The organism is Luteimonas chenhongjianii, assembly GCF_002327105.1.
GTDB lineage: Bacteria > Pseudomonadota > Gammaproteobacteria > Xanthomonadales > Xanthomonadaceae > Luteimonas > Luteimonas chenhongjianii.
In genome coordinates this window covers 879,844-904,857 of record NZ_CP023406.1, presented here as the reverse complement: position 1 = coordinate 904,857, position 25,014 = coordinate 879,844, and the positions used below count along the sequence as shown (strand labels likewise).

General features: G+C 70.1%; 27 protein-coding genes. 11 read left to right on the top strand and 16 right to left on the bottom strand.

Going from position 1 to position 25,014, the window contains the following annotated elements; all coding sequences use genetic code 11:
• Window positions 1-2: 2 nt before the first annotated feature.
• From CNR27_RS04090 to CNR27_RS04045, 10 genes are all read right to left on the bottom strand, one after another.
• On the bottom strand, window positions 3-473 hold the full coding sequence (locus CNR27_RS04090) for a hypothetical protein (protein ID WP_096297052.1): 471 nt from the start codon (window positions 471-473) through the stop codon (window positions 3-5).
• A gap of 99 nt (window positions 474-572) precedes the next feature.
• Window positions 573-1,319, bottom strand: coding sequence for a 3-oxoacyl-ACP reductase FabG (gene fabG / locus CNR27_RS04085; protein ID WP_096297051.1), 747 nt, complete (start codon window positions 1,317-1,319; stop codon window positions 573-575).
• Between the two features lie 282 nt (window positions 1,320-1,601).
• Complete coding sequence (locus CNR27_RS04080) at window positions 1,602-2,045, bottom strand: hotdog family protein (protein WP_096297050.1); 444 nt, start codon at window positions 2,043-2,045, stop codon at window positions 1,602-1,604.
• Window positions 2,042-4,447: an MMPL family transporter gene (locus CNR27_RS04075; RefSeq protein ID WP_425435479.1), complete on the bottom strand. Its 2,406-nt coding sequence runs from the start codon at window positions 4,445-4,447 to the stop codon at window positions 2,042-2,044. Before CNR27_RS04075 ends, CNR27_RS04080 begins: the two co-directional genes overlap by 4 nt.
• Window positions 4,444-5,043 carry a LolA-related protein gene (locus tag CNR27_RS04070; protein WP_255409792.1) on the bottom strand — a complete coding sequence of 200 codons (600 nt, stop codon included), beginning with the start codon at window positions 5,041-5,043 and terminating at the stop codon, window positions 4,444-4,446. The genes CNR27_RS04075 and CNR27_RS04070 overlap by 4 nt, the downstream gene beginning before the upstream one ends.
• Before the next feature lie 31 nt (window positions 5,044-5,074).
• Entirely contained in the window at window positions 5,075-6,052 is a 978-nt protein-coding gene (locus tag CNR27_RS04065; RefSeq protein ID WP_096297049.1) for a lysophospholipid acyltransferase family protein, read from the bottom strand.
• Window positions 6,049-6,363 (bottom strand): ApeI family dehydratase, encoded by a 315-nt coding sequence (locus tag CNR27_RS04060; RefSeq protein ID WP_096297048.1) that lies wholly within the window; start codon window positions 6,361-6,363, stop codon window positions 6,049-6,051. The genes CNR27_RS04065 and CNR27_RS04060 overlap by 4 nt, the downstream gene beginning before the upstream one ends.
• Window positions 6,364-6,366: 3 nt before the next feature.
• Window positions 6,367-7,137 carry a lysophospholipid acyltransferase family protein gene (locus tag CNR27_RS04055; protein WP_096300266.1) on the bottom strand — a complete coding sequence of 257 codons (771 nt, stop codon included), beginning with the start codon at window positions 7,135-7,137 and terminating at the stop codon, window positions 6,367-6,369.
• 79 nt (window positions 7,138-7,216) lie between these two features.
• Window positions 7,217-7,900 carry a COG4648 family protein gene (locus CNR27_RS04050; RefSeq protein WP_096300264.1) on the bottom strand — a complete coding sequence of 228 codons (684 nt, stop codon included), beginning with the start codon at window positions 7,898-7,900 and terminating at the stop codon, window positions 7,217-7,219.
• Window positions 7,900-8,169, bottom strand: coding sequence for a phosphopantetheine-binding protein (locus tag CNR27_RS04045; RefSeq protein WP_055251389.1), 270 nt, complete (start codon window positions 8,167-8,169; stop codon window positions 7,900-7,902). Before CNR27_RS04045 ends, CNR27_RS04050 begins: the two co-directional genes overlap by 1 nt.
• Before the next feature lie 123 nt (window positions 8,170-8,292).
• On the opposite strand from CNR27_RS04045, the gene CNR27_RS04040 reads away from it, so the two are divergent.
• The 3 genes from CNR27_RS04040 to hemB all read left to right on the top strand — a co-directional run bounded on the left by CNR27_RS04040 (window position 8,293) and on the right by hemB (window position 11,864).
• Complete coding sequence (locus CNR27_RS04040) at window positions 8,293-9,678, top strand: NAD(P)/FAD-dependent oxidoreductase (protein ID WP_096297047.1); 1,386 nt, start codon at window positions 8,293-8,295, stop codon at window positions 9,676-9,678.
• Window positions 9,675-10,706, top strand: coding sequence for a chorismate transformation FkbO/Hyg5 family protein (locus CNR27_RS04035; RefSeq protein ID WP_179948219.1), 1,032 nt, complete (start codon window positions 9,675-9,677; stop codon window positions 10,704-10,706). Before CNR27_RS04040 ends, CNR27_RS04035 begins: the two co-directional genes overlap by 4 nt.
• 168 nt (window positions 10,707-10,874) lie before the next feature.
• Window positions 10,875-11,864, top strand: coding sequence for a porphobilinogen synthase (gene hemB / locus CNR27_RS04030; RefSeq protein WP_096297046.1), 990 nt, complete (start codon window positions 10,875-10,877; stop codon window positions 11,862-11,864).
• Window positions 11,865-12,086: 222 nt separating this feature from the next.
• On the opposite strand, the gene CNR27_RS04025 is transcribed toward hemB, so the two are convergent.
• Window positions 12,087-15,455, bottom strand: a complete 3,369-nt coding sequence (locus CNR27_RS04025) for a S8 family serine peptidase (RefSeq protein ID WP_096297045.1) — start codon at window positions 15,453-15,455, stop codon at window positions 12,087-12,089.
• Window positions 15,456-15,736: 281 nt separating this feature from the next.
• Here CNR27_RS04025 and aroE point away from each other — a divergent pair, with 281 nt between their 5' ends.
• The gene (aroE, locus tag CNR27_RS04020; protein WP_096297044.1) at window positions 15,737-16,582 is read left to right on the top strand and encodes a shikimate dehydrogenase; all 846 of its coding nucleotides are present in this window, start codon (window positions 15,737-15,739) and stop codon (window positions 16,580-16,582) included.
• A 90-nt stretch (window positions 16,583-16,672) separates the two neighbouring features.
• Window positions 16,673-16,927: a YkgJ family cysteine cluster protein gene (locus CNR27_RS04015; RefSeq protein WP_096297043.1), complete on the top strand. Its 255-nt coding sequence runs from the start codon at window positions 16,673-16,675 to the stop codon at window positions 16,925-16,927.
• Window positions 16,928-16,977: 50 nt separating this feature from the next.
• Here CNR27_RS04015 and CNR27_RS04010 read toward each other — a convergent pair whose 3' ends face one another.
• Entirely contained in the window at window positions 16,978-17,154 is a 177-nt protein-coding gene (locus CNR27_RS04010; protein WP_096297042.1) for a CsbD family protein, read from the bottom strand.
• Between the two features lie 92 nt (window positions 17,155-17,246).
• Window positions 17,247-18,086, bottom strand: coding sequence for an SDR family oxidoreductase (locus CNR27_RS04005; RefSeq protein ID WP_096297041.1), 840 nt, complete (start codon window positions 18,084-18,086; stop codon window positions 17,247-17,249).
• 201 nt (window positions 18,087-18,287) lie between these two features.
• Here CNR27_RS04005 and CNR27_RS04000 point away from each other — a divergent pair, with 201 nt between their 5' ends.
• Window positions 18,288-19,070 carry a transglutaminase domain-containing protein gene (locus tag CNR27_RS04000; RefSeq protein WP_096297040.1) on the top strand — a complete coding sequence of 261 codons (783 nt, stop codon included), beginning with the start codon at window positions 18,288-18,290 and terminating at the stop codon, window positions 19,068-19,070.
• 16 nt (window positions 19,071-19,086) lie between these two features.
• On the opposite strand, the gene CNR27_RS03995 is transcribed toward CNR27_RS04000, so the two are convergent.
• A complete protein-coding gene (locus CNR27_RS03995; RefSeq protein ID WP_096297039.1) occupies window positions 19,087-20,181 on the bottom strand; it encodes a DNA glycosylase AlkZ-like family protein in 1,095 nt (364 codons plus the stop codon).
• A gap of 191 nt (window positions 20,182-20,372) precedes the next feature.
• Window positions 20,373-21,083, bottom strand: a complete 711-nt coding sequence (locus CNR27_RS03990) for an outer membrane protein (protein WP_157745254.1) — start codon at window positions 21,081-21,083, stop codon at window positions 20,373-20,375.
• 276 nt (window positions 21,084-21,359) lie between these two features.
• Between CNR27_RS03990 and CNR27_RS03985 the strand changes: the two genes are divergently transcribed.
• The 5 genes from CNR27_RS03985 (at window position 21,360) to CNR27_RS03970 (ending at window position 24,137) form a co-directional block, all read left to right on the top strand.
• Window positions 21,360-22,202: a class I SAM-dependent methyltransferase gene (locus CNR27_RS03985; RefSeq protein WP_096297037.1), complete on the top strand. Its 843-nt coding sequence runs from the start codon at window positions 21,360-21,362 to the stop codon at window positions 22,200-22,202.
• 187 nt (window positions 22,203-22,389) lie between these two features.
• Entirely contained in the window at window positions 22,390-22,677 is a 288-nt protein-coding gene (locus CNR27_RS03980; protein WP_096297036.1) for a hypothetical protein, read from the top strand.
• A gap of 439 nt (window positions 22,678-23,116) precedes the next feature.
• On the top strand, window positions 23,117-23,284 hold the full coding sequence (locus CNR27_RS15175; RefSeq protein ID WP_157745252.1) for a hypothetical protein: 168 nt from the start codon (window positions 23,117-23,119) through the stop codon (window positions 23,282-23,284).
• A 37-nt stretch (window positions 23,285-23,321) separates the two neighbouring features.
• Window positions 23,322-23,525: a hypothetical protein gene (locus CNR27_RS03975; protein WP_096297035.1), complete on the top strand. Its 204-nt coding sequence runs from the start codon at window positions 23,322-23,324 to the stop codon at window positions 23,523-23,525.
• 72 nt (window positions 23,526-23,597) lie between these two features.
• Window positions 23,598-24,137, top strand: a complete 540-nt coding sequence (locus CNR27_RS03970) for a pyridoxamine 5'-phosphate oxidase family protein (RefSeq protein ID WP_096297034.1) — start codon at window positions 23,598-23,600, stop codon at window positions 24,135-24,137.
• 132 nt (window positions 24,138-24,269) lie between these two features.
• On the opposite strand, the gene CNR27_RS03965 is transcribed toward CNR27_RS03970, so the two are convergent.
• The gene (locus CNR27_RS03965) at window positions 24,270-24,950 is read right to left on the bottom strand and encodes a hypothetical protein (RefSeq protein ID WP_096297033.1); all 681 of its coding nucleotides are present in this window, start codon (window positions 24,948-24,950) and stop codon (window positions 24,270-24,272) included.
• Between the last annotated feature and the right edge of the window lie 64 nt (window positions 24,951-25,014).

The window sequence follows — 25,014 nt, the reverse complement described above, 5'->3', positions numbered from 1 at the left end:
CCTCAGCGCTGGGGCGGCGACGTCACCTGTGGCGCGGTTTCGGGCGGCGGATTCGGCACCCAGATCGCGATGCCGTTGGCGTACTTCGGCCTCGGACTGACGTTCACGCCCACACCGGCCGACGAGAACCAGCGCCCGCTGCCGCGACCCAAGCCGCCGCCGACCCTGATGCCACCGTCGCGGTGGCCATCCGCGGTGCCCTGGAACAGCACGCCATTGGCGCCGAGCTTGGCCGCCTCCCGACGCAGCTTCTGCAGCGCCGAATCGATCTTGTTCTGGTCGCCATAGGTCAGCGCGCCACTGCTGGCGTTGAGGATGGCGATTTCCTCGTACTGGCCCGGCGGCGGGCCGTAGTAGATGCGGACCTGGGCCGGATCGATCGGCGCCCGCGGCGTCCCGGTCAGGACGTGGGAACTGGCGCACCCGGCAAGGGCAAGGGTGGCCAGCAGCACTACGGTGCGGAAGACGCGCATGGCGATTCCTCGGTCGGTCGGGACCCGGACGGGTACTGCGCGATCATCTGCCCGGCGACATAAAGCTGGCGTGGACACGACGCGGCCATGCGCGGGCGCTCAGCCCATGCCGCCGTTGATGCCGATGACCTGGCCGTTGATGTAGCCCGCCTGCTCCGAGCACAGGAAGGCGACCAGCGCTGCGACCTCGTCGGGAGTGCCGGGCCGGGCCGCCGGCACGATCTGCCGGATGGTCTCGGCCGGAAACGCCTCGTCGGCCATGCTGCCGGCGATCACGCCCGGAGCGACCACGTTCACGGTGATGCCGCGGCTGGCCATCTCGCGCGCCAGCGACTTCGAGGCGCCGTGCAGCGCCGCTTTCGCGGCTGCGTAGTTGGTCTGCCCCCGGTTGCCGGTCACCGCGGCCACGGACGATACGCTGACGATGCGACCCCAGCGCTTGCGCGCCATCGGCAGCAGCAGCGGCTGGGTGACATGGAAGAAGCCGTGCAGCGAGACATCGATCACCCGCTTCCACTGCACTTCCGACATGCCGGCCATTGGCGCGTCGTCGTGCACACCGGCATTGTTGACGACCACCTGGACCGGCCCGGCTTCGAGCAAGGCGTCGAGCGCGCCGCGGGTCGCGGCCCCATCGGCGACATCGAAGGCGATCGCCTCGGCGCTGCCGCCCGCGGCAACGATGTCGGCGACCACGCTTTGGGCACGTGCGAGATTGGCGTTGGCGTGGACGATCACATGCAATCCGTCGGCCGCGAGCCGGCGACAGACCGCGCCACCGATGTCGCCACTGCCGCCGGTCACGAGTGCACGGCGCGCGGGCGCCTGGTTCGGGGATTCGCTCATCGGGTGATTGTAGCGAGCGCGCCGCGATTGCTCGCGGGCATGGAATGCGCATCGGCCGTGTGCACTGCGATGCGCTCGATGTCGGCCGCACGCGGCAAGGTCGGAGCCGGGCGGATCACGCGGGTCGGGCTCCGGGCCATGGGACGATCAGCTGCATGCGCCCCGACTGGGCCCATGCAGGGCGCCGGGCCGATGACGCACGTCGCGCATTGACGCGTCCGCAGCGAAGCGGCGCGCGGGCATCCGTTTCCTTCCCCGGATCGAAGCCCTCGAGCGGGACGCCTAGGGCGGCGCCGGCCCCAGCATCACCGCAGCGCGACCCTCGGCGAGCAGTACGCCGTCACACACGATGCGGAAGGCGTACTGCTGGCTGTCCTCCGATTCGACAAGCACCTCGGCGACGCATTCCACGTCGCCGGAAAGCGCGTCGATCCGCGCCACGTGCAGCTGCACGCCGCGCAGCGCCACCAGCATGCCGGGACGCACGGACGCGCCGCTCGCACGCGCGCGCAGGCCACCGTGGACCGCCATTGCCTGCGCACCGTATTCGCACAGATGCAGCGCGCGCAGCATGCCGTCGCTGCGCAGCGGATTGGCCGGATCGCGATGGCTTGCGCTGCGCAGCCTGACGCTCGACGCATCCCACCCAGTCACCGCGTCCCACAGGCACATCGCACCCTGGTGCGGGATCATCGATTCGATGGTGTCGCGATCGACGAGCGTCATGGCACCGGGGCCGGTTCGGCGCGCGCCGCAGTGATCGCGGCCCGCCGGCGCGCGACCAGCAGCGACAGGACGAAGTTGCAGACCACGCCGAGCGCGACGGTGCTGCCGATCGCCCGCAGCACCGGGATCGACGAAAGCGCCAGCAGGCTGAAGACCAGCAGCGTCATCAGGCTGCAGACGAGCACCGCATGCAGGGTGCGGATCTGGTCGTCGCGATCATCGCCGGCGTGTTCGAAGAAGAGCGCGTAGTCCAGGCCGAGGCCGGCGGCGAGGATCAGGGCCACCAGATGGAACAGGGTGAGCTCCACGCCCGCCAGCCGCAGCACGGCCACCACCACCACCAGGGTCAGCAAGGTCGGCAGCAGCACGCGCCAGACCCGGCGCGGCTGCCGGAGCGCGATCCACACCGTGACGACCAGCAGCACCAGCGCGACCGCCATCGCCGCCAGTACCCGGCCGCGGTACTCGATCACCAGCGATTCGGATGCGTCCTTCATGTCGAGCAGGCGCACATCGATGCCGGGGGCAGCCGCCTGCGCGGCGAGCGCGGCAACATCCGCCGGGTCGTCCAGACCGCTGAGCGAGACCAGGGCGGTCGAGCTGCCTTCCCCTTCCAGCAGCAGACCCGAGACCGCGGTCGCGAGCGGCGAGCCGTCGAGCGTGGCCCGGGTCAGCGGCGCCGCCGCCCTGGCCCGCGCGACGTCCTCGACGAAGGGCTCGAAGGCATCGTCGTTGAACGGCGAGCCTGCCAGCGCCTCGGCCAGCATCGCGCGCAGCGCGGGCGTGTCCGGCAGCGCATCCTGACGCGCGCGTTGCGTGGCGGCGTCGGGCAGGTAACGGGCCGCCATGTCGTAGCCGTCGAGGCGACCCGCGGCGACCAGCGCGTCCAGCGACGGTCGCAGCGCGGCGGTGGCACCGAGTACGGCGTCGCTGTCGTCGGCCTGTGCGACCAGGACATAACGCACGTCGGGCGCACCGAGTTCGGCGCGCAGTTCGGTGTCGCGCTGTATCGAATCCGGATCGACCGGCGTCAGCTTCGACAGGTCGTTCTGCCAGAACGCACCGGGGCTCAAAGCGATCGCCGCGCCAGCCGCGACGGCCAGCACCGCCAGCGACCACTTCGGCCGCGGCAGCGCTTCGATGCGGTGCCACAGGCGCTGCAGCCGCAGCGAACCCGCGAGATCCGGCGGCGAGGGGTCGACCAGACCCGGCAGCAGATAGCGCGTGGTCAGCGCGGCGACGGCCAGCGCGGTGATCGTGAACACCGCGAGCTGGCGCAGCCCGTCGACGCCGGAGAACAGGAACGTCGCGTACGCGATGCAGGTCGCGATGACGCCGGTCGACAACGCGGGCCACAGCCCGCGCACGTTCTTCCACGGCGACAGGCCGGCGCGCTGGTGGCTGAAGAAGTGGATCGGGTAGTCCTGCACCACGCCGATCAGGGTGAAGCCGAACGCGATGGTGATGCCGTGCACGCCGCCGGGGAACAGCAATGCCACCGCGGTGAGTCCGGCGATGCCCGCGCTGGCGAGCGGCAGCACGCCGAGCAGCGGCATCTTCCAGCTGCGGTACGCGACGAGCAGCAACAGGATCAGGCCGATGGTGTCGACCATGCCGATACGCTGCGCCTCGGCCTGGGTGCGGCCACCGATGTCGACCGAGAACGCGCCGGGCCCGACGACTTCGAGCACCGCCCCGCTCCCGCCCGCCTGTTGCGCGAAGGTGTCGCGGATCGTGCCCACCGCGTCGAGCTGACCCGTGGGGTCGAAGCCGGCCGCACGCGTCTCCACCAGCAGCAGCGCCTGTTCGCCCGCCTTGTCGAACCACACATCGTGCAGCCGCTGCGGCGCGCCCGCGGGCTGCCAGGCTTCGGCCAGCGTCAGGACCTCGAGCGTCGGGTCGGACGGGATCAAGGGCTCGACAAGGCCAGCGGCAGGCGAGCCGAGGTCCTGCAGCCGCGCATCGAGCGCGTCGCGCAGGACAGCGGCATCCAGCGGCGCATCGTCGAACGAGGATGTCAGCAGATAGCGATACGCCAGCAGGTCTTCGGGAAACGCGTCCAGCCCGGCTTCGCCGCCATTGGTGACCAGGGTGAAGCGCGGATCGCCGGCCAGTGCGGCATGCAGATCGCGCGCGCGCGCGGCGAGCACTTCAGGCGCATCGCCCGAGATCGCCAGCATCAGCAGGCGCGAGCCCGGCCCGTCGCCGAGTTCTTCCATCAGCAGGCGCTGCTCGGGCGTGCGCGCATCGGGCAGGAAGCGGCGCAGGTCGCCACTGAACTGGAGTTGCGAGGCGGCGATCGCACCGAGCGCGAGCAGGGCGAGCAGCCACGCGACCGCAAGCGTCAGCCGCAGGCCGGGACGCTGCAGCAGCGCATCACGCAGTCCCGGGCGCCCGCTCAACGCGGCACGTCGTGGCACAGCCGCTGCGCCGCTTCGAGCGAATCGAGGCCGGCCGCCGCGGTCGCGGCGCTGCCGAGCAGGGTCGGCTGCGGCTCGCCCTGCTTCGGGCGGGTCTCGATGCAGCGCAGTTCGCCATCACGGCCGCGCAGCACGATGCCGGCAATGCGCGCGGCGGTCCGCGGCTCGCGCGGGACCAGGGTCAGCGTCCAGTCGGCCGGCACGCCATCGGCCTCGACGGCATAGACGGTTTCCAGCGCCTTGCGGTCCCCGGCGAGCAGCGCGCCGAAGCTGCCCTGCAGCACCGCAAGTTCCGGCACGCGCGAGAGCGAGAACGTACGCGGGCTGCGGCCCTCGCGGGCGATCGTCGCTTCGCCGCCACGGATCGTCGTGGTCTCGACATAGGGCGTGCGCACTTCGCGCACCAGGGTATCGGCATCGGGGCGCCGGTACTCGCCCGACAGCAGCAGCGGCCGCTTGAGCATCGGGGAGACGCGCAACTCGACGAACGGCGTGGCGCTTGCCGCGCCCTGGGTCAGCCGATGCAGGATCCAGTCCGCATCGACGCTGCGCGGCGCAACGGCGGCCGGCGCCGGCACGCGGTCGCGCGACTGGCTCGCGCGCGCCGCCTCAGTGTTCTGCGCTGCGGCCCAGCCCGGCAGCAGCAGCGTCGCCAGCAGCAGATGCGTGCGCCTGGACCGGCGCCTCGTCGTCGCGTTTCCAGAAGTCATAGAAATTGAACCAGTTGTAGGGGGCACTGCGCGCGTGATGTTCCAGCCGCGCGGCGTAACGGTGGATAAGCGCGGCCACACCGGCCTGGCGTTCGCGGCGCGGCAGGTCGATGCCGTCGCTGAAGGGTTCGAACAACAGGTCGTAGCGGTTGCCCCCACGGTACAGGCCGAAGGCCAGCATCACCGGCACCTTGAGTACCGAGGCCAGCAACCAGGGCGCGACCGGGAACTGCGCCGTCTCGCCGAGGAAAGGCACGCCGAGGGTGCTGCCGCCCTCCTGGCTGCGGTCCACCAGCAACGCGACCATCGCGCCTTGTGCGAGGCCTTCCTGGATCGCCAGTGCGACCGCGGGCCCGCCGTCGCCGGCATCGATCACCGTCGCGGCAATGTCCGGATTGAGGGTCTCGAGCAGTTCGGTCATCGCCTGACCGTGCGCGCGGTCGAGGACGACCCGGATGGCGTAGTCCGGCCGCTGGCTCGCGAGTACGCGCAACACTTCGAAACTGCCCAGGTGCGAGCCGAACAGCAGCACGCCGCGACCGGTATCGAGATGGCCGTGCAGGATGTCGAGCCCCTGCGCGTGGACGTCGAAGCGGCGCGTGTTCTCGCTGAGCAGGAACAGCCGGTCGAGGATGGTTGCGGCGAAGGTCAGGAAGTGGCGGCCCACTTCGCGCAGCGTGGCTGGCCGGCCGAACATGCGCGTCAGGTACAGGCGCGAATCGCGACGCTCGGCGCCCCGCCGCAGCATGAAATACAACGCGATCGGATACAGCAACGCGCGTGAGGGGCCGCGGCCGAGGACCGAAGCGACCGCGATCAGGGTCCGCAATGCGATCCGCCCGCCGCCTTCGCGGCGCGCCTTCCACTCGCTGCTCATGCCAGCGCCGGGCCGTCGGCGACGAGTTCACCGCTGGCCAGCAACGCCCCCTCGCGCTCCACCCGGAAGCGCCAGCGCGGGGTGCCGTCACGGCGGGTGTCTTCGAGCACGATGCTCGCGCGCTCGCCGGGCCGCAGGGGCTGGACGAACTTCACCTGCGGCAGTCGCAGCGTGGCGAGCGGCCCATGCAGCGCCTCGACCGCGGCGACCACCCGGTCCAGGATCACCACGCCCGGCACCAGCGGCTGTCCGGGAAAATGGCCGGGCAGGCAGGGATGGGTCGCCTCGATCACGAACGGGTGCGTCGCCATCGTTCAGCGCCTGCCGAGCATCGCGGCCACGGCGTCCTGCGCCTCGCGGGCGAGGGCCTGGCGGCCGGCGGCGCCGATCCGGCCCTGGACCGGGATCGGCTTGCCCACCGTGGCCTGCATCGGGCCGCGGCAGGTGCGGAAAAAACCGGTGGCCGGCAACACATCGCCGGTGCCATGCAGCGCGATCGGCAGTACGTCGACGCCCGCGTCGATCGCGGCCTGGAACGAGCCCGACTTGAACTCCCCCAGGCGCCCGTCGCGCGAACGCGTGCCTTCGGGGAACAGGCACAACGACTTGCCCGCCGCCAGCAGCCCGGCGACCTGGCGCCGCAGCACCGGCCCGGCGCGGCGATCCTCGCGGCTGATGAACAGCATGCCGGTGGCACGCGCGTAGCCGGCCAGGAACGGCACCCGGCGCATTTCCTCCTTGAGCAGGAAACGCAGCGGCGCCGGCACGGCCATGAACAGCACGCAGATGTCGAGCAGGGATTCGTGGTTGGCGACCACCATGTACGGACGCGACCAGTCCACCGCCTCGCGGCCTTCCACGGTCAGTCCGCCGGCCGGTCCGACCAGGCCCGGCGCCCAGTGGGTGCGCGCCATCGTCAGGGCGAGATCGCGCCGACCGGTCACCGCCTGGCGGATCAACGCCACGCTGATCCAGCCCGCCGTCCATAGCAGGGTGTAGAGACATTCCAGAACGTTGAGCGTCCGCGCGGACAGGGCCGCGAGCGCCGTCGCCCCGGTCTCGGCGCGGGTCTGTCGGTATTCCATGAGGCGCATAGGATATCCCGTGTGACGCGCGCTGATCGCGGCAGGTCCGTTCAGCAAGCCGATGGGGGCGGAGCGGCCTTCAGCGCAGCAGGTCGCGCCAGAACGTCGGGCCGAGATCGGCCAGCTTGCGCAGAAAATCGAAAAATCCGTGATATCGGCCCGGGAAACGCCGTTTCCGGATCGCGAACTCGATGACGAAGAAGCCGCCGATCACGCCGTAGTTCAACAGGTTCGCCCACCACGACCACTGCGCCTGGCTGATCGGCAGCGGCGACGGCACGCCGAGACTTTCGAGCAGGCCGGCCGGGCTGGCCAGCAGGGCGAGCAGCAGGTTGCCGCCGGCCATGCCCAGCAGCACGGCGGCCCAGGCGGCGGTCAGGCCGCGGGTGTAGCGCAGCAGGTCGGGCGCCAGTTCGGTCGCATCAGCATGGCCTTCGATGCCGATCACGATGCGGGTGATCAGCGCCGTGCGGCCGGGCCGCAAGGTGCGCGCGAAGATCCAGGCGATGCCGACCACGAACACCACCGGCACCAGCAGCAGCGGCAGGGCCGCATGGCCTGCGGCGTAGAGCGCCCAAGCGCCCCAGGCAAGCAGCGGCAAGGCGACGAAGGCCCAGGGCCGGCGCGCCAGCAGCGGCTCGACGACCAGCATCGCGATCAACGCCGCGAGGGCGCCGAGGGCGAGACCGTCGTGATGCCGGAGACTGGCCAGGTGCGCCAGGGCCGTGTAGCCGAGCCCCAGCAGCAGTTGCAGCAGCAGGATCAAGTGGTGCGGTGCTGCTCGACGTGCGCCGACAGGGCGCGCAGCGAGGCGAAGATCTTGCGGTTCTCGTCGTTGTCGGAGCGCAGCTGGAAGCCGTAGCGCTTGCTGATCGCCAGCGCGAGTTCCAGCGCGTCGATCGAGTCCAGGCCGAGGCCGGCATTGAACAGCGGAGCCTCGGGATCGATGTCGGCCGCTTGCACGTCCTCGAGGTTCAGGCTCTCGACCAGCAGGTCGGCCAGCGCGCGTTCGGCTTCGGTTTGTGCGGACATCGGGACTTCCGTGGGGTGACAGGGCTGCAACGATCCGGCATCGGCCCCGCGGGCGCAAGGGCGGGCCGGGCGCCGCGGCGCTTCCGCTATGATGCGCGCCTGTTCGCCGCCCATTCCAGCTGGATGACACCGACGCCGCACGCTGCAGCCCCTGCTTCCACTGCCGATGCCGATCTGCGCGACATCGACGTGGTGGTCATCGGCGGCGGTCCGGCCGGCAGCACCGCGGCCACCCTGCTCGCCCGCGCCGGGCATTCGGTGGTGATGCTCGAGAAGGACGCCCACCCGCGGTTCCACATCGGCGAATCGCTGCTGCCGATGAACATGCCCATCCTCGACGAGCTGGGCGTGCTCGACGAGGTCCGCGCGATCGGCGTGCTCAAGGCCGGCGCCGACTTCCCGATGCCGGGCGAGACGGGCCGCAGCCATGTGTTCCACTTCACCCGCGCGCTCGATCCGAAATCGGACTTCGCCGTGCACGTGCGCCGCGACCAGTTCGACCAGTTGCTGTTTGCGCATGCGCAGCGAAACGGCGTGGAGGCGCACCAGCGGACCCGGGTCACCGACGTCGTCTTCGGCGACGACGGTCGCCCCGCGCGGGTCGAGGCGGCGACGCACGACGGCACGCGCCTGCGCTTTGCCCCGCGCTACGTGATCGACGCGAGCGGCCGCGACACCTTCCTGGCCTCGAAGCTCGGCACCAAGCGCCGCAGCCGCACCCACCAGTCGGCGGCGCTCTTCAGCCATTTCCGCGGCGTGCGCCGGCAGCCCGGCGCGGACGCCGGCAACATCACCATCGCCCGTTTCGCGTCCGGCTGGATGTGGATGATTCCGCTGCCCGACGACGTGATGAGCGTCGGCGCGGTGTGTTTTCCCGACTACCTCAAACAGCGTGGCGCAGGCCCGGAGCGTCTCGACAACGAAGCGCTGCTGATGCGCACGCTGCAGGGCATCCCCGCGGTCCGGGCGCGCATGCAGGCGGCCGAGCGCATCGCGCCCGTGCACGCCACCGGCAACTATTCGTACGGCGCGACCCGCATGTGCGGCCCGGGCTGGCTGCTGGTCGGCGATGCCTACACCTTCATCGATCCGATCTTCTCGTCGGGCGTATTCCTGGCGATGGACAGCGCGCGCCGCGGCGCCGCGCTGGTCGATGCGGCGCTGCACGCGCCCGAGCGCGAGGCCTCGCTGCAGCGCGCGATGCAGGCGCAGCTGCGGCGCGGCCTGCGCCATTTCACCTGGTTCATCCACCGCTTCAACACGCCGGTCATGCAACGCCTGTTCGCGGCGCCGCGCAACGCCCTGCAGGTGGAGCAGGCGGTGATTTCGATGCTGGCGGGCGATGTCTTCGACAATGACGCGGTCCGCTGGCGCCTTTACCTGTTCCGCATGATCTACGCCATGAACGCCATCGCGATCGCCCCCCGGGCGCTGCACGGCTGGCTGATCCGCCGCCGCCAGGGGCTGGCCGGCTTCCGCGGCGAGACTCTGCACGAGGGCAACCCATGAACCGTCCCGCCACGCATCCCGTGCCGCCGCTGCCCCGCCTGCGCGTCGATTACGTCGACGGCGTGTCGCCGGAGAGCTTGCTGGCGCAGGCCGATGTCCTCGCCGTGTTCGGGTTCGGCGACGCGGCCCCGGCCATCGACGACCCGCGCTGGCTGCGCGTGCCGCTGCAGCCTTTCGGGGCCTCGCTGCTCGAAGTCTGGCGCGGCCAGGCGCCGGTGCGGCACGGCCGTGACGGCAACATCGCCTGGTCGACCGATGGGGAACTGATCTTCGGCGCGATCGAGGTCGACGAACCCGAGGGCCACACCGGCGAGGGCGACCACTCCGGCATCCTGCTCGCCGCCGAGCAGGCCTACCGCGAGCTGACCGATTTCATCGGCGCCGGGGAATTCCCGCACCTGCTGCGGATCTGGAACTACCTCGACGCGATCACCCATGGGGACGGCGACAGCGAGCGCTACCGCCAGTTCTGCGTGGGCCGGGCGCGCGGGCTGGGGGCGTTCGACACCTCCCAGCTGCCCGCCGCGACCGCGATCGGCCGTTGCGACGCCGATCGCCGGATCCAGGTCTACTGGCTGGCCGGGCGCCTGCCGGGTACGCCGGTCGAAAACCCTCGCCAGGTCAGCGCCTACCGCTACCCGCGCCAGTACGGGCCGCAGGCGCCGAGCTTCGCCCGCGCGATGCTGCCGCCGGCCGGCAGCGAGATGCCGCTGATGCTGTCGGGCACCGCCAGCGTGGTCGGCCATGCCTCGCAGCACGAAGGCGAGTTGCTCGCCCAGCTCGACGAGACCTTCGCCAATTTCGATGCCTTGATCGCCTCGGCGCGGCGGCACCGCCCGGAACTGCCGGCCGAATTCGGCCCCGGTTCGCGGCTCAAGGTGTACGTGCGCGATGCCAGCGACCTGCCGGCGGTCGCGGAGGCGTTCGAAACCCGCTACGGCGATCGCCTGCCGCGCCTGCTGCTGCATGCGGCGATCTGCCGGCGGGAGCTCGCGCTGGAGATCGACGGCGTCCACGACGCCGGCTGAGGCTGGCGCGCGGCCGCGCCAGGGTTGGCGAACGTCGTCTCGACCGCCTGCGCCCTGCGCAAGCGGTCGCCGGGTGGCCCGTGACCGGCGCGACGCCGCGTCCTGCAGCGCCCGCCTGCGACCCCGCGCCGCAGGCCGGCCGGCGGGCGCACGCGTAGAATTCGCGCCATGACCCGACCCGATACCCGCATGCGGCGGATGCGCCGCGACGACTTCTCGCGCAGGCTCATGCGCGAGTCCACGCTGACCGTCGACGACCTGATCTATCCGGTGTTCGTGCACGAGGCCCGGGGCCGCGCCGCGGTGCCGTCGATGCCGGGCGTGGAGCGCCTGTCGATCGACGAACTCCTGCGCGTGGCCGAGACCGCGAGCGAACTGCGCATTCCGGCGATCGCCCTGTTTCCGGTCACTGCCCCGGACGCGAAATCGCTCGACGCCGCGGCCGCCTGGGACGACGAAGGCCTGTGCCAGCGCGCGGTGCGGGCACTGAAATCGCGCTTCCCCGGCCTGGGCGTGATCACCGACGTCGCCCTCGACCCCTATACCTCGCACGGCCAGGACGGCATCACCGACGACGTCGGCTACGTGGTCAACGACATCACCGTCGAGGCGCTCGTGCGCCAGGCGCTGAGCCACGCACGCGCCGGGGCCGATGTCGTGGCGCCCAGCGACATGATGGACGGCCGGGTGCGGGCGATCCGCGAGGCGCTCGAGGCCGACGGTCATGTGCATACGCGCATCCTCGCCTACGCGGCCAAATACGCCAGCGCGTTCTACGGCCCGTTCCGCGACGCGGTCGGTTCGGCCGGCGCACTCGGCAAGGCGGACAAGTCGACCTACCAGATGGATCCCGGCAATGCCGACGAGGCCATGCGCGAGATCGCGCAGGATCTCGACGAGGGCGCCGACATGGTCATGGTCAAACCGGGCATGCCGTACCTGGACATCGTGCGTCGCGCCAAGGACGAATTCGGCGTGCCGGTGTTCGCGTACCAGGTGAGCGGCGAGTACGCGATGCTCAAGGCCGCCGCGGCCAATGGCTGGCTGGACGAGCGCAGATGCGTGCTCGAGGCCCTGCTTGGGTTCAAGCGCGCCGGCGCCGATGGCGTACTGACCTACTTCGCGCTCGACGCGGCGCGCTGGCTGCGCGAAGGCTGAGCACCCGCAGGCGTCCGGCGCCGGCGCTGGACGCATCAGCGGCAGCGGGCCCGAAAGCGCCGGGCAATGCCCGTCGCCCTGCGTGGCCGGGACCGACTGAAGGTCCGCGGCGGCCCGGCGCCACCGCCAGCCGGGCAAGGGCCTTCGGCTTGCAGTCGGGCCGGTGCCCAAAAAAGAACGCCCGGGCAAGCCCGGGCGTTCCCGTCGTGCGATTGCGCCCGGTCAGTTCACTGTCAGCACCACCGGCGCAGCCGCCTTCGGCGTCGCCGGATCATTGCTGCTCACGCACAAGTGACCGACGTGGCGCCCGGGCGACAGCCCCGCCGCGCTGAGCGAGACGCGGTTGGCCTGGACCGCACCGGCCTGCACCGTGCCCGAGGCCGGGGTGACGGCACCCATCCACGGCGCGCCGCATGCCACCTCGCCACGCACCTGCACCGACAGCCCCGCGTAGTTGTTCAACAGCGACCAGCTGCCCGCGCCAGTCGAGGCGATCTCGATGAACGCGAAGCTGCCGTTACCCGCCGGCGATGCGTACCACGCCCAGCTCGAGGCATAGGGCCCGCGGGTATAGGCGACCAGCCAGTACCGGCCCGGCTGCAGCACGACGTCCTGGCCCGCGGCACCGAAGTTGAAGCCGAGGTTGGTGCCCGAGACCTGCACCCCCGGGGCGTTCGGCGCACCGAGGAAACGCCACACCGCGGCGCCGGGCGTGGTCACCGGGTTGCCGGCGGGCACGCCATTGGCATCGGCGAAGATCGCCCAGCCCACCTGGGTGGCAGTGAACGTGCCACCGACCGCAAAGCCCTCGTTGAGGATCGCCGTCAGCCGCGTCGGCGATTCGACGACGAAATCGTCGGCCACCATCTGCGCCACCGGGCTGCCGGCATCGGAGCGGTAGATGCCGCGATAGCCGTTGGTCAGGGTGCCACGCAGGCGATCGACAAGCGCCAGGCTGCCGGCGCCGGTGTTGGCGACGCTGTAGGCCAGCGGCGAGCCGCCGACGTTGGCCACCGAACCGGTCGCGGTCCCGCTGCGGCCGGCCGCAAGGGCCAGCGAAATCGACTCGGGCAGCTTGACCACCGGCGCCTGGACCGCGATGGCGATCGGCAGCGTCAGCGGCGTGCGCTGCACGCCCAGGATCGGGCCGCTGGACTCGAGCCGCATCTCGCCGAAGCTCCAGCTGCCGTTGGCGGCCACATCGCGGGTGTTGACCGTGATGCGGACGGAGGCCGTACCGCCCGCAGGCACCTTGAGCGTCGACGGCGTCGCCGTCGCGTTGACGCCGCTGAAGCTGATGCGCCAGCTCGACGCGCTGCCGTGCGGGTTGCGGAAGGTGCGCACGAAGCTGCAGCTGCTGTAGCAACTGCGGTTGGCGATGCTCGGCTGGTTGAGCGCCGACTCGTCACCACCCAACGCCGGATCGGCCGCGCGGTAGTTCGCGGTCGTTTCGTGCATCACCAGGCCGGCGTTGATCGCGCGGTCCACCTGGACCCGGCCGCTGCCCTTGTCGAACGGCGTCGCCGGGGTGACCGAATCCTCCTTGAACACTTCGGTCTTGGCGGTCATCGCCAGCGCCGACTTGATCTCGGGGACGGACCAGCCCGGCCGCGCCTGACGGATCAGACCGGCGGCGCCGGCCTGGTGCGGCGATGCCATCGAGGTGCCGTTGATCGACTCCACCAGGCTCTCGAAGCCGGTGATCGTGGCTCCGGCGTAGGCCGCGAGGATGCTCACGCCGGGGGCGGTGATGTCGGGCTTGACCAGGTTGAACGTGCCTGCGGGGCCGCGCGAGCTGAAGGCGCCGAGCGCGTCGGCGGTGTTGGGCAGCGCGATCGGCGGGTACAGCACGCTGGCCGTCGCAGTCGGGTTGGCCCGCACGAAGTCGCGCAGTACGTCGGCATCGGCCTGGGGCATGCCGAACACCGGAATCGTGGCGCCGGGCACCGACGGAATGATGGCGCCGGCGGCGTTGTTGGCGATCACCACCGCGATCGCGCCGGCGTTGCGGGCATTGTCGGCCTTGATCACGAACGAGCAGGTGCCGCGGCGGACCACCGCGATCGCGCCCTGGAAGCTGCCGGCCGGGAACCCGTTGCAGCCGTCGTCGACGCTATCGAGCGTTGCGCTGACCCGCAGCGGCGTATTGCCCGGAATCGTCGCATTGAACGCCACGCCGCCCGAGCCCTCGTCGACCAGCACCGGACGCAGCTGCTCGGGCACGTTGCCCGGACCGGTCACCTCGAGGGCGAGTGCGAACGAGCCGCGGCCGTGCTGCGCCGCTGCCGTCGAGGAGACCCATGGTTCCAGATGCCCCATGGTGTTCGGCCCCGGGCCGCTGTTGCCTGCCGAGGACGCGACGTAGATGCCGGCATCGGTCGCATTGAGGAACGCCAGCGAGACGACTTCGGTCCAGGGCTGGGCGCCGCCACTGATCGAGTAGTTGAGGACATCCACTACCCCGTCGGCGATCGCCTGGTTGATCGCCGCGACCGCGGCGACGTTCGGGCACTGGCCCTGGCCGGTGGCGATGTTGGTGTAGCAGATGTCGTAGGCGACGAGGTTGCCGCGCGGCGCCACGCCCGAAATGCGACGCGTGTTGCCGCGATAGGACACGTCGCGGCGATTGCCGGCGACGGTCGAGGCCACGTGCGTGCCGTGGCCGTTGGTGTCGCCGAACCCGCGCTCCTCGCGGAAGCTGGAGTTGCCGCAGGTGTTGCCCGGCGCTTCGCAGACGAAGTCGTAGCCACCGATGAGCTTGTCGTTGCAACGTCCCGCGTCGACACCGCCGGCCGCGCAGCTGCCCAGATAGGTGCCGGCGCCCAGCGGATTGACGTGCTGGTAGCCGTCGATCGGATCCACCGCCGCGAACGAGGGCGAGCCGAAGTTGATGCCCGAATCGAGGATGCCGTAGACGATGCCCTCGCCCTGGAACTGGCCGGTTGCCCCGGTCCAGCTGCCATCCCAGACCGCCTCGGCGCCGATCAGGCGCGGACCGGTATCGGTATCGAGCGTGTACTCGCGATAGGCCTCGACCAGGCGGACATCGTCGAGCTTCTCGATCCTGGCGGCCTCGGTCGCGGTCAACTCGACGACGACGCCGTTGACCGCGTGCTGCATGCGCCGCTCGACGTCGAGCGGACGGCCGACGCGCAGGGCCATCGCCCCCACGAGGTCGGACTGGCGTCCCTGCAGGTAGCTGACGTAGCTGCGCGCGCTGGCGCTCCTGACGTCCAGCCGCGACTTGCCGCGTGCGTCGGCACGCCGCGCGGGTGCGGCCAGCCCGCCGAGGCCGCCCTTGTAGGCGGCCAGTGCCGGCTCTTCGAATACGACGATGTAGCGCTCGGGCGTACCCGGCTGCGCGACCCCGGGTTCAGCCGGCGCGCCCGTGCCGCCACCGCGGGTGACGGTTGCAGCGCCGCGCGTGTCGACCGGCGACGTGCCGCCCAGCAGGGCACCGATACTGGCCTTGGCGGAATCGACCGCATTCCCGAGGGCCGGGACACGGGACGGAAGCGCGGTACTGGCGACCGCGACGACAGCGAGGCCGAGCAGCGCGGACGCCGCTCCCACCTTTCGGATGCGTGACATGCGGATGTTCCCTCGTGGATGGACCTTCCTGACCCAGACGACGCCGCCGTCGAACGATCGACCCCAGCGTCTTCTCCCCCGGTGGCGGCACAACCTGACGCGCCACGCTCCGGCTCTGACGTTCTACACAACTTTCTGCCCCGATAGGGCATGCCGCCGCCATTTTTTTGCCATACCCCGGCGTCTGGTCCGGTGAGGCAGGCCTGCCTGCACGCCCCGTGTCCGCCCCCCCACTAGACTTGTCGGCACGCCAGTCCGGCGCGCCCGCCACCGAGGCTTCCATGTCGACCGCCCGCTACGCCGTGTTCGGCCATCCGGTCGCACACTCCCTGTCACCCCGCATCCATCAGGCGTTCGGCCGGCAGACCGGCATCGACCTGGTGTACGAGGCGATCGACGCGCCGCCGGCGACCTTTGCCGACGCGCTGGCGGCCTTCGCCGCCGCGGGCGGAACCGGGGCCAACATCACCCTGCCGCTGAAGACGCTCGCCTACGACCTGGCCTCGACGCGCAGCGAGCGGGCCACGCGCGCCGGTGCGGTCAATACGCTCGTGCGCCGCGGGGAGACCTGGCATGGCGACACGACCGACGGCGTCGGCCTGGTCCGCGACCTGACCGACCGCCGCAGCCTCGACCTGCGCGGGCGTCGCACCCTGCTGATCGGCGCAGGCGGCGCGGCAAGGAGCGTGGCACCCGCGCTGCTCGACGCAGGGGTCTCCGAGCTCTACGTGGTCAACCGCACGCCCGCGCGCGCCGACGCACTGGCCGACGCGCTCGGCGAGCCCGGCGTGGTGCATCCGCGCTATTTCGAACAGCTCGGCGAGATGGGCGAGTTCGAGCTGATCATCAACGCGACTTCGGCAGGCCGCGATGGCAGCGTGCCGGCACTGCCGCGCTCGCTCGTGGGCATGCGCACCGATGCGGTCGACCTCAGCTACGGGGAAGCGGCGGTGCCGTTCCTGGCGTGGGCGCGCGCGCACGGCTGCCAGGGAGTGATCGACGGTCTGGGCATGCTGGTCGAACAGGCGGCCGAGAGCTTCGAGTTGTGGCATGGCGTACGCCCGGAAACCGATGCCGTGTTCGATGCACTGCAGGCGCGGAACATCTCGCTGACCACGGCCGACTAGGCTTCGTGGATGCCGCGTCCGTGTCGATGCCCTGCGTCAGCCCGCGCCGCCTGACGGGCGGCGCGTTACTGCCCTGCGGGCGCTAGGCCGGTGGACTGCCGGCACCTCTGCGCCGCCTGCTGCATCGCGCCGTCGATCACCTCGCCGATCCCCGGCATGCCGCAGGGCAAGCCGGCGGGGGTGCCCTGCGTGCAGCTCGACGAGCACCTGCGCTGCCGTCTTTTCGGCCGGGCCGAACGGCCTGCATTCTGCGCATCGCTGCGCCCGGCGCCCGACATGTGCGGGGACTCGCGCGACGCGGCGTTCCTCTTCCTGGATACGCTGGAACGGCTGACGGCGCCCTAGAACGGAAAAGGGCGGCCGAAGCCGCCCATCCGACGCATCCTGCGCCAAGTTCAACGCTTCTTGCGCGCGTCGTCGCTGGCCTTGCCGACCGCGCTCTGCGCCTTGCCGGCCGTTTTCTGGACCTTGCCGGCGACTTCTTTCGACGTATTGCCGGTGACCTTGCCAGCCACTTCCTTCGCAGCGCCCTTGACCTGGTTCTTGGCGCCTTCTGTGCGGTTCTTGTCCATGGGTCTCTCCCGCCTGCGGAGTGCAGGGTGTGAGGGGATATGCCCGCGACCGCGCCACGCCGAAGTGAAGAAACGCGGCCGCGGTCAGTGGGCTACAGGATCGGCATCCCGCCAGTGACGGCGTAGCGGCCGCCAGTCATGTAGCTGCCTTCGTCGGAGGCCAGCAGCACATAGATCGGCGCGCACTCGGCCGGCTGGCCGGGACGCTTGAGAGGGGTCTGCTTGCCGAAGGAGGCGACCGCATCGGGGGACAGGGTCGCCGGGATCAGCGGGGTCCAGATCGGACCCGGCGCCACCGAATTGACCCGGATGCCCTTGTCGGCCAGCAACTGCGCCAGACCCGCGCTGAAATTGGCGATCGCACCCTTGGTCGCCGCATAGGGCAGCAGTGTGGGGTTGGGCTTGTCGGAATTGATCGAGCTGGTGTTGATGATCGAGGCGCCGGGCTTCATGTGCGGCACCGCGGCCTTGCACAGGTGGAACATCGCGGTGACATTGACCTGGAAGGTGTAATCCCACTTGTCGTCGGGAATCTCGTCGAGCGAGTCGTAGCTCATCTGATAGGCCGCATTGTTGACCAGGATGTCTAGACGGCCGAACGCATCGACGGCCTTCTGCACGATCGCCCGGCAATGCGCCGGGTCGGCGATGTCACCCGGCAACAGCTCGCAGCGTCGCCCGGCCTGCTCCACCCAGCGCCTGGTCTCGCGCGCGTCCTCGTCCTCGTTGAGATAACTCACCAGCACGTCGGCCCCTTCGCGCGCATAGGCGATCGCCACCGCGCGACCGATACCGCTGTCGCCACCGGTGATGATGGCGACCTTGCCTTCGAGGCGGCCACTGCCGCGGTAGCTCTGCTCGCCATGGTCGGCCTGGGGATCGAGTTTCTTCTCGACACCTGGGACGTCCTGCTGCTGCGCGGGCTGATTCATCGCGGATGCTCCTGGCTGGGGGCCCGCTACGCTCGCGCCGCGCACGTCGCATGGCCGTGAATCCGCAGCCCGGGCGCGCAGCGCCGCCCATGCGTTACCCGCACACCGGCGCCCGAATCACGCGCGGGTGGCGACAGCGACACCCGCTACACGCGATGATCGCCACGATACGCCCCCGCTCTTGCTATCCAAGGACTCACGATGCGCCTGCTGGCCGGCTGCGAGCTCATCGTCGAGGCGGATGTCGATTGCGCGGTCGTCGCGATGCTCCGGCCCCGCAGTGGCGACGCCCAGTGGCTGGTCAGCGAGCACTACGCATTCGACCCCCACGTGCGCCCGACGGAGTTCGTGGATTCCTTCGGCAACCTGTGCCAGCGCTTCGTCGTGCCCAGCGGGCGGATGCGCATCCGCACCGAACTGGAGGTCGAGACCGAGCGCAGCATCGCGGTGGCGCCGTGGTCGGCGCCGATGGCGCCGGCGTCGCTGCCCGGCCACACCCTGCAGTACCTGCTGCCGAGCCGTTACTGCCCGAGCGATCGTGCATTCGAGCGCGCGCAGGAGATCGTCGATCAGGCGGGGCCGCGCAGCGGCCAGGTCGGCGCCATCGTGGCGTGGATCCGCCGGCACATCGCCTACCGGTACGGCGTCAGTGACGCGACCACCGATGCACTCGACACCATCGCCCACGGCGCCGGTGTGTGCCGCGACTACGCGCACGTCGGCATCACCCTGTGCCGCAGCCTGCGCATTCCCGCCCGCATGGTGGTCGGCTATCTGTACGGCCTCGAGCCGATGGATCTGCATGCCTGGTTCGAGGCTTACCTCGATGACCGCTGGTACACCTTCGATGCGACCCAGGACGCGCCGCGCGGTGGACGCATCGTCATCGCCTACGGACGCGATGCCGCCGACGTGGCGTTCCTGACCAACTACGGGCTGCTGCAGACGGTGGAGATGCAGGTGTGGGTCGGCGAGAAGCAGTGAGGCGCGCGCAGCCCCTTCACTTCGAACCCAGGAACAGACGCATGCGGTCCAGCTCCTGCGCCAGCCCCTCGGCGAATACCGGGTCGCGTGGCGGCCGGCCTTCCACGTAACCCAACTCCACCGACAGCGCGCCGCCGACGACCGCCAGGTTGCCCCAGCCGATCACCCGCTCACCCCACAGCAGCGGCAGTGCGTAATAGCCCAGCCGTCGCTCCGGTGCGGGTGTGTAGGCCTCGAAGCGGTAGCGCCAGCCCCAGAACAGTTCGAACCGGCGACGGTCCCAGACCACCGGATCGAACGGCGTCAGCAAGCGCACTGCGGCGTCGGCCCGCCAGCGTCTGGTGCGCGGCGTCTCGCCGGCGGGCCAGAGCCAATCGACGCCATCGATCCGTGCCCCGTCCAGGCGCGCGCGGGCGCGGTCCAGCGCCGCGGCGCGTGCATCGCGCCATTGCGGGACGCCGCGTGCCAGATACGCCATCAGCTGCCGCAGGCTGGCCTCGGGCAGCGGCGCGTAAGTGCGCACCAGCAGGTCCAACAGCGCGTCCATGCGGAATGCGACGGCGTCGGGATCGGCTGGCGCCGGCAACGGTGCGCGGACCGCATAGACGCGTGTGCCGTTGTGCCGGCGCGCCACGCGCAACAGGCCGCGGTAGTGCATGTCATCGAGCAGTCGCGTGCTGGCATTGGACGAGCCGCCGAACCAGTTGACGACCTTGCCGTGCGCGAAGTGCGCGTCGACCTCGCGCGGATGTGCGCTGCCACGTTCGGCAACGAACGCAAGGACCGCCTGCGCCTGCCGTCGACGCGCGGCCGTCCAGTCCTCCCGGGCGATGCGCGGGTGCATCAGCGCCTGGTGCGTGCGGTGAAGGAATCCGTAGTTGACGAAGAAGTCCTCTTCCAGCGGCAGCCGCGGGTAGCGCCGCTCCAGATCCCCGGCGCGATAGCCGATCACGCGGTGGCGCAGGCTCAGATCCTGCGCGCGTGCCGGTGCACGGATCGGATCGGCCTGGACGAAGCCGACCCGCTCGATCGCGCGCATCAACGTGGTCGGCTTGAACAGCGAACGCGCCAGGGCATAGCGACGGAGCTGGTCGAGGGTCAACGGCGACATGCGCCGATGATGCCAGCGCCGCGCGGGTCCAGCGCTGCGCCACATCTCCCGCGGACGCGACAGACTGGTTCGCCTTCCCGGGCGGAGGCGAAGTCCCTCCTGCACGGTGCAGGCTCGACGACCCGCCAGCGCAGAAGCAAGAACGGGCGCCTTGCGGCGCCCGTTCGGTCACGCACGCGCGAACACGTCGATCAGAACGCGTATTCCGCGGTCAGGCCGAGCAGCGCGGTCGAGCGCTTGGGACCTTCGAAACGCACACCGCTGACCGGATCACGCACATCGCCCGACTTGGCGCGGTAGTAGTCGTAGTGGACACCGATGCTGAAGTTCTCGGTGGCGTTCCAGCCGGTGCCGATACCCGCGTACCAGCTGTTGCGGCCGTCGCTGCCGCCGCTTTCCAGACCGAGATCCTGGCCGACCGAGTTGTAGTACTCGATATTGTTGTCGGACGCGCGGAAGAAGCCGCCGCGGCCGCTGATGTACCACTCCGGCGTCACGTTGAGGCGGGCGTTGCCGCCGACCTGCCAGCCGCGCAGCGCGTTGCGGTCGCTGCGCTGGTTCACGTCGTCGCCGTTGTCGATGTTGCGGACTTCGATGTTGCCCAGATCCGTGTAACCACCCTCGACACCCAGGCCGAAGTTCTGCGAGAGCTTCCAGCGGTAACCGCCGACCAGGCCGTAGCCGGTCTTGCGGCCGTCGCGGCTCTCGAACACGTTGAAATCACCGGTGCCGAAGCGGCCGGCGGTACCGCCATCGGTGCGGCCCACGTTGCCGGCCACGAAAGCGTTGCCTTCACCGACCTGCAGGTCCGGGCGATAGGTGTCGCCGGCGGTGCTCTGGGCGAACGCGCTCGGCGCGCACAGCGCGGCCGCAATCGCGGCGGGAATCAGAAGCTTCTTCATCGGGGGGCTATCCTTTCTGGTCTTGGATGCGCGGGGGCGCATCTGCGGGGGAAATGTCCCGACACCCAGCGGGCGTCGGGGGCGCAGTAGAGACGGCCGCACCTGAAGCGCACACAAACCTTCACATGGCCTCCACGCATTCGCGCGGTTTCCGTTCAAGCGAGGTTTACGGCTGTGATGAATGCGATGCCGCCCTCTCCCGAGTGCCAACCTGTTTCTGTGGGCGGATGCGCGGGGCGCAGGTTACGATGCGCCGCCGCGTACGCCCCACCCCTCATGCCCCACGTCCCCCGCCCCTTGCTGACCCGTGCGACCGTCGAGGCGATGCGCGCGGCCCAGGGTGACGGGCACTCCGCCTGGACGGGTTCGCTGGACCTGGGGCGCACGACCACCACCGTGACCTTGACGCCCGACCACTGGCTCTGGAACGGCACCCCGCAGCCCTGGCCCGGCGCGCTCAAGGAGCGCACGATCTACGTGCGCGAGGGAGATGAGTGGGCCTCCGTCTCGCGCTACGGCCGGTCACTGATCAAGCTCGTACCCACCGACTGGGGCCCGCCGACCTTCGAGATCGACGGCATCAAGATGCTGGTGTCGGCGCGGATTTCGCCGATGGACGATGCCCGGCAGAAGGTCGCACTGGTGGCGCCGCGCGGCAAGACGGTGCTCGACACCTGCGGCGGACTGGGCTACTTCGCCGCATGTTGCCTGGAGTCTGGCGTCACCCGCATCCGCTCGTTCGAGAAGAACGAGGACGTGCTGTGGCTGCGCACGCTCAACCCGTGGTCACCAGATCCGGACGCTGCCGAAACCGCAGGACGCCTCGAGCTCACGCACGGCGATGTCTCGCAGGCGATCCTCGGCATCGCCGATGCCAGCGTCGATGCCGTGCTGCATGATCCGCCGCGCTTCGGCATCGCCGGTGAGCTGTACTCGCAGGCCTTCTACGACCAGCTTGCCCGCGTCCTGCGTCGTGGCGGCCGGCTGTTCCATTACACCGGCGCGCCGAACCGGCTCACCAGCGGCCGTGACGTGCCGCGCGAGGTCGCGCGCCGCCTGGAAAAGGCGGGGCTGCGCAGCGAACTCGCGCTCGACGGCGTGCTCGCGAGCAAGCGCTAGGCAGCGCGCCGGCCGGCGCGGTCGTGTCGCGCGCGCGCCCATGGGCTCCTGCGCATCCTGGCGAGCGGAACGGATGAACCCGGGTTCTGCTGGCCCCCCGCCTGTGGGAGCACCCCCGGCGAAAGTCACGCATGGCTCACCCGCCGCGCTCTAAACCTGACGCCCCTTTCCCATGCGGATTTCTGCCATGAAGATTCTGAGGATCGTCGCCGCCGGTGCGCTGAGCTATTTTGCCTACAAGGCCTTCTCCAAGCGCACCGCACAGGGCGGGTCGCGCGACAAGGACACGGACAACGCAGCCATCGGCGACTCGCGTGAGCGCGACTCCAACGAACGTATGAGCTCTCGTGCCCCGCTCGCAGACGAAGGCGAGCGCACGACGCCCCATGGCGACCCGCTCGCCCGGGACATGATCGACGACGATGCCGACGTGGGGGGCAGCCCGCAGTCGAGCCGGAGCTTCGGCGAGAGCTGATCGCTGGGATCGGCGCCGCAGCGGCTCGCTGCGGCGCAGTCCTCGGCGGGCGCGTGCCCGGCGCCGACGGGGCCCCGATCGGTGCGATGTTGGGGCTCCAGCCTCGCCCACGCCCTGCGGAAGGCGGCGGTGCCGACGTGCGCCGGAGCGCATGAATACGCATCCGGGTCGACGTGGCGGCGCGCCGCAACAGGCCAGCTCGCTCGGCTTCGGATGGCCATGCAGCCGACCTGGTGCGCCTGTCTTCCAGTCCTCGCCCCTGCGCGTAGACCCGTCTTCTGCTCCGGCAATCTCATGTACGGCTGACGGCGCAGCGATGGCGCCGGGGGTGAAGCTGGTCGGTCCGGAATCTCCGCGAAGCTGCGCATGAATGCCGCCACCTCGCCCGGAGTTCACGGCCTCCAGCGCAGCGTACGCCCTCCAGCGAAGGCGGACCCGCATGAGCCACAACACGTCACCCGACCGCGATACCGACGTTACCCGTTCCGACCAGGCCCAAGGTCGCGAGCGCCGGCAGGCGGGCCAGACCGGCGCTCCTCGGCCGGAAGCCAACCCAGCCACCACCGACGTCCCCGGCGACGAAGTCTCGCCCGGGACGCCCGACTGAACTCTTCTTTTCACCCACCACCACAGGAGACAGATGCATGGGACTTTTCAAGATGGCAGCCGTTGGCGCAGTCGGTTACTTCGCCTACCAGGCCCTGCAGCGCAAGCAGGCGAACAGCGCGCCACTCGGCAATGACCGCAGCGAGGGCACGGCCCAGCGACTGGTGAGCGATATCTCCGATGCATCCGCCGGCAACCCGCAGGGCAGCATGCGCAGCAGTCAGGGCAACAACGCACCCTGAGCAGTACCGTGTTTTCCCGCTGCGCGTCGGAGATGGCGCGCAGCGGCCGATTTTTCCCTTACGGAGATTCCGATGGATTCGATCAACCGTGACCAGCCCGAGCACAATCGCCAGGATCTCTCGGCAGCCGACGCCGTGGCGCGAATCCAGGACATGTCCGACGATGCGGACTCGTGCTTCTTCTGCACCACTGCGCTGGCCGACAGCCCGACCGGCGGTACGCGTCCGATGTCGATCAAAAAGGCCGACGAAACCGGTGCGCTGTGGTTCCTCAGCGCGGCCGACAGCCACAAGAACGCCGAGATCGCAGCCGACCCTGCGGTGCGCCTGTTCCTGCAGTCCTCCAGGCACTCCGGGTTTCTGGCCCTCCATGGCACGGCGACGATCAGTCGCGACCGCGACCGTATCGAGGAACTCTGGAACCCGATCGTGAAAACATGGTTCACCGAGGGCAAGGACGACCCGCGTATCACCGTGATCAAGGTGACGCCGACCGACGGCTATTACTGGGACAACAAGCATGGCGACTTCGTCGCCGCGACGAAGATGATGATCGGTGCCGCGGTCGGCAAGACGCTGGACGACTCGATCGAAGGCGCGATCGCGCCCTGAGCCAACGGGCGTTCGTGTGGGCACTGGTCCCGGACCCACCGTGTCCGCCGCCAGATGCGCTGTACGCAACTCCGCATTGCTCCAGCACGCGGTACCCGAACCGGCTCCAACGGAGGCCGTGCACTGCCGGGCTCAGGGTCGGGCGTCTACGTTGCTCCAGATTGCGCTGATCCTGGCCTCGATGGCCAGCGCGTCGTCGGGCTCGAGTTTGCGGAACGCCTCGGCCCGCAGTGGATCGGCGAAGCTGTCGAACATCTGCCGGGCGTCGTCGCCGGCGTCGGCCGCCGCCGCAATCAGGTCCTGCATGTCGGAGAGCCGATCGACCCGCCCCTCGAAATAGGTCCTGCGCGCCTCGCGCACCGATCTTGGATTCAAGGCCGCGGCGAGTTCCCGCATCAGGGCGATCGTCGACGGCTGGATCACGATCGGCGCCATGTCGAACTGGCAGAGCAGGCCGAAGATCGCGCCGCTCTCCACGCACAGGGGCAAGCTGCAATACGCCTGGACGAGCGCGGCAAGCGGATGCTCCACGCAGGTGAGATCGGGCGATGCGTCATCCCCCGCCGGCATGTCCGCCATCGCTTCGACGAAGCTGCGGCAGAGTTCGTGCCGCTGCATCCACTCGGCCGTCGGGCGACCGGAATCATCACGGTCCACAAGCAGGAAATCACCGGTGGCGACGCCGGCGTAGCGGTACAGCGCGGTGAAGCGCAGTCCCGATTGCAGGTTCAGATGCTCCAGCGCCGCCAGCAGATTGCCCGAGCTCACCAGAAACCTGAGCTGGTCGAGAAATCCATTCGAAGCACGCTCCATTGCGGGACGATAGCGCCGTACCGTGCCCGCCTGCGTGCGCTAGCAAACATATATAGCTCCGGGA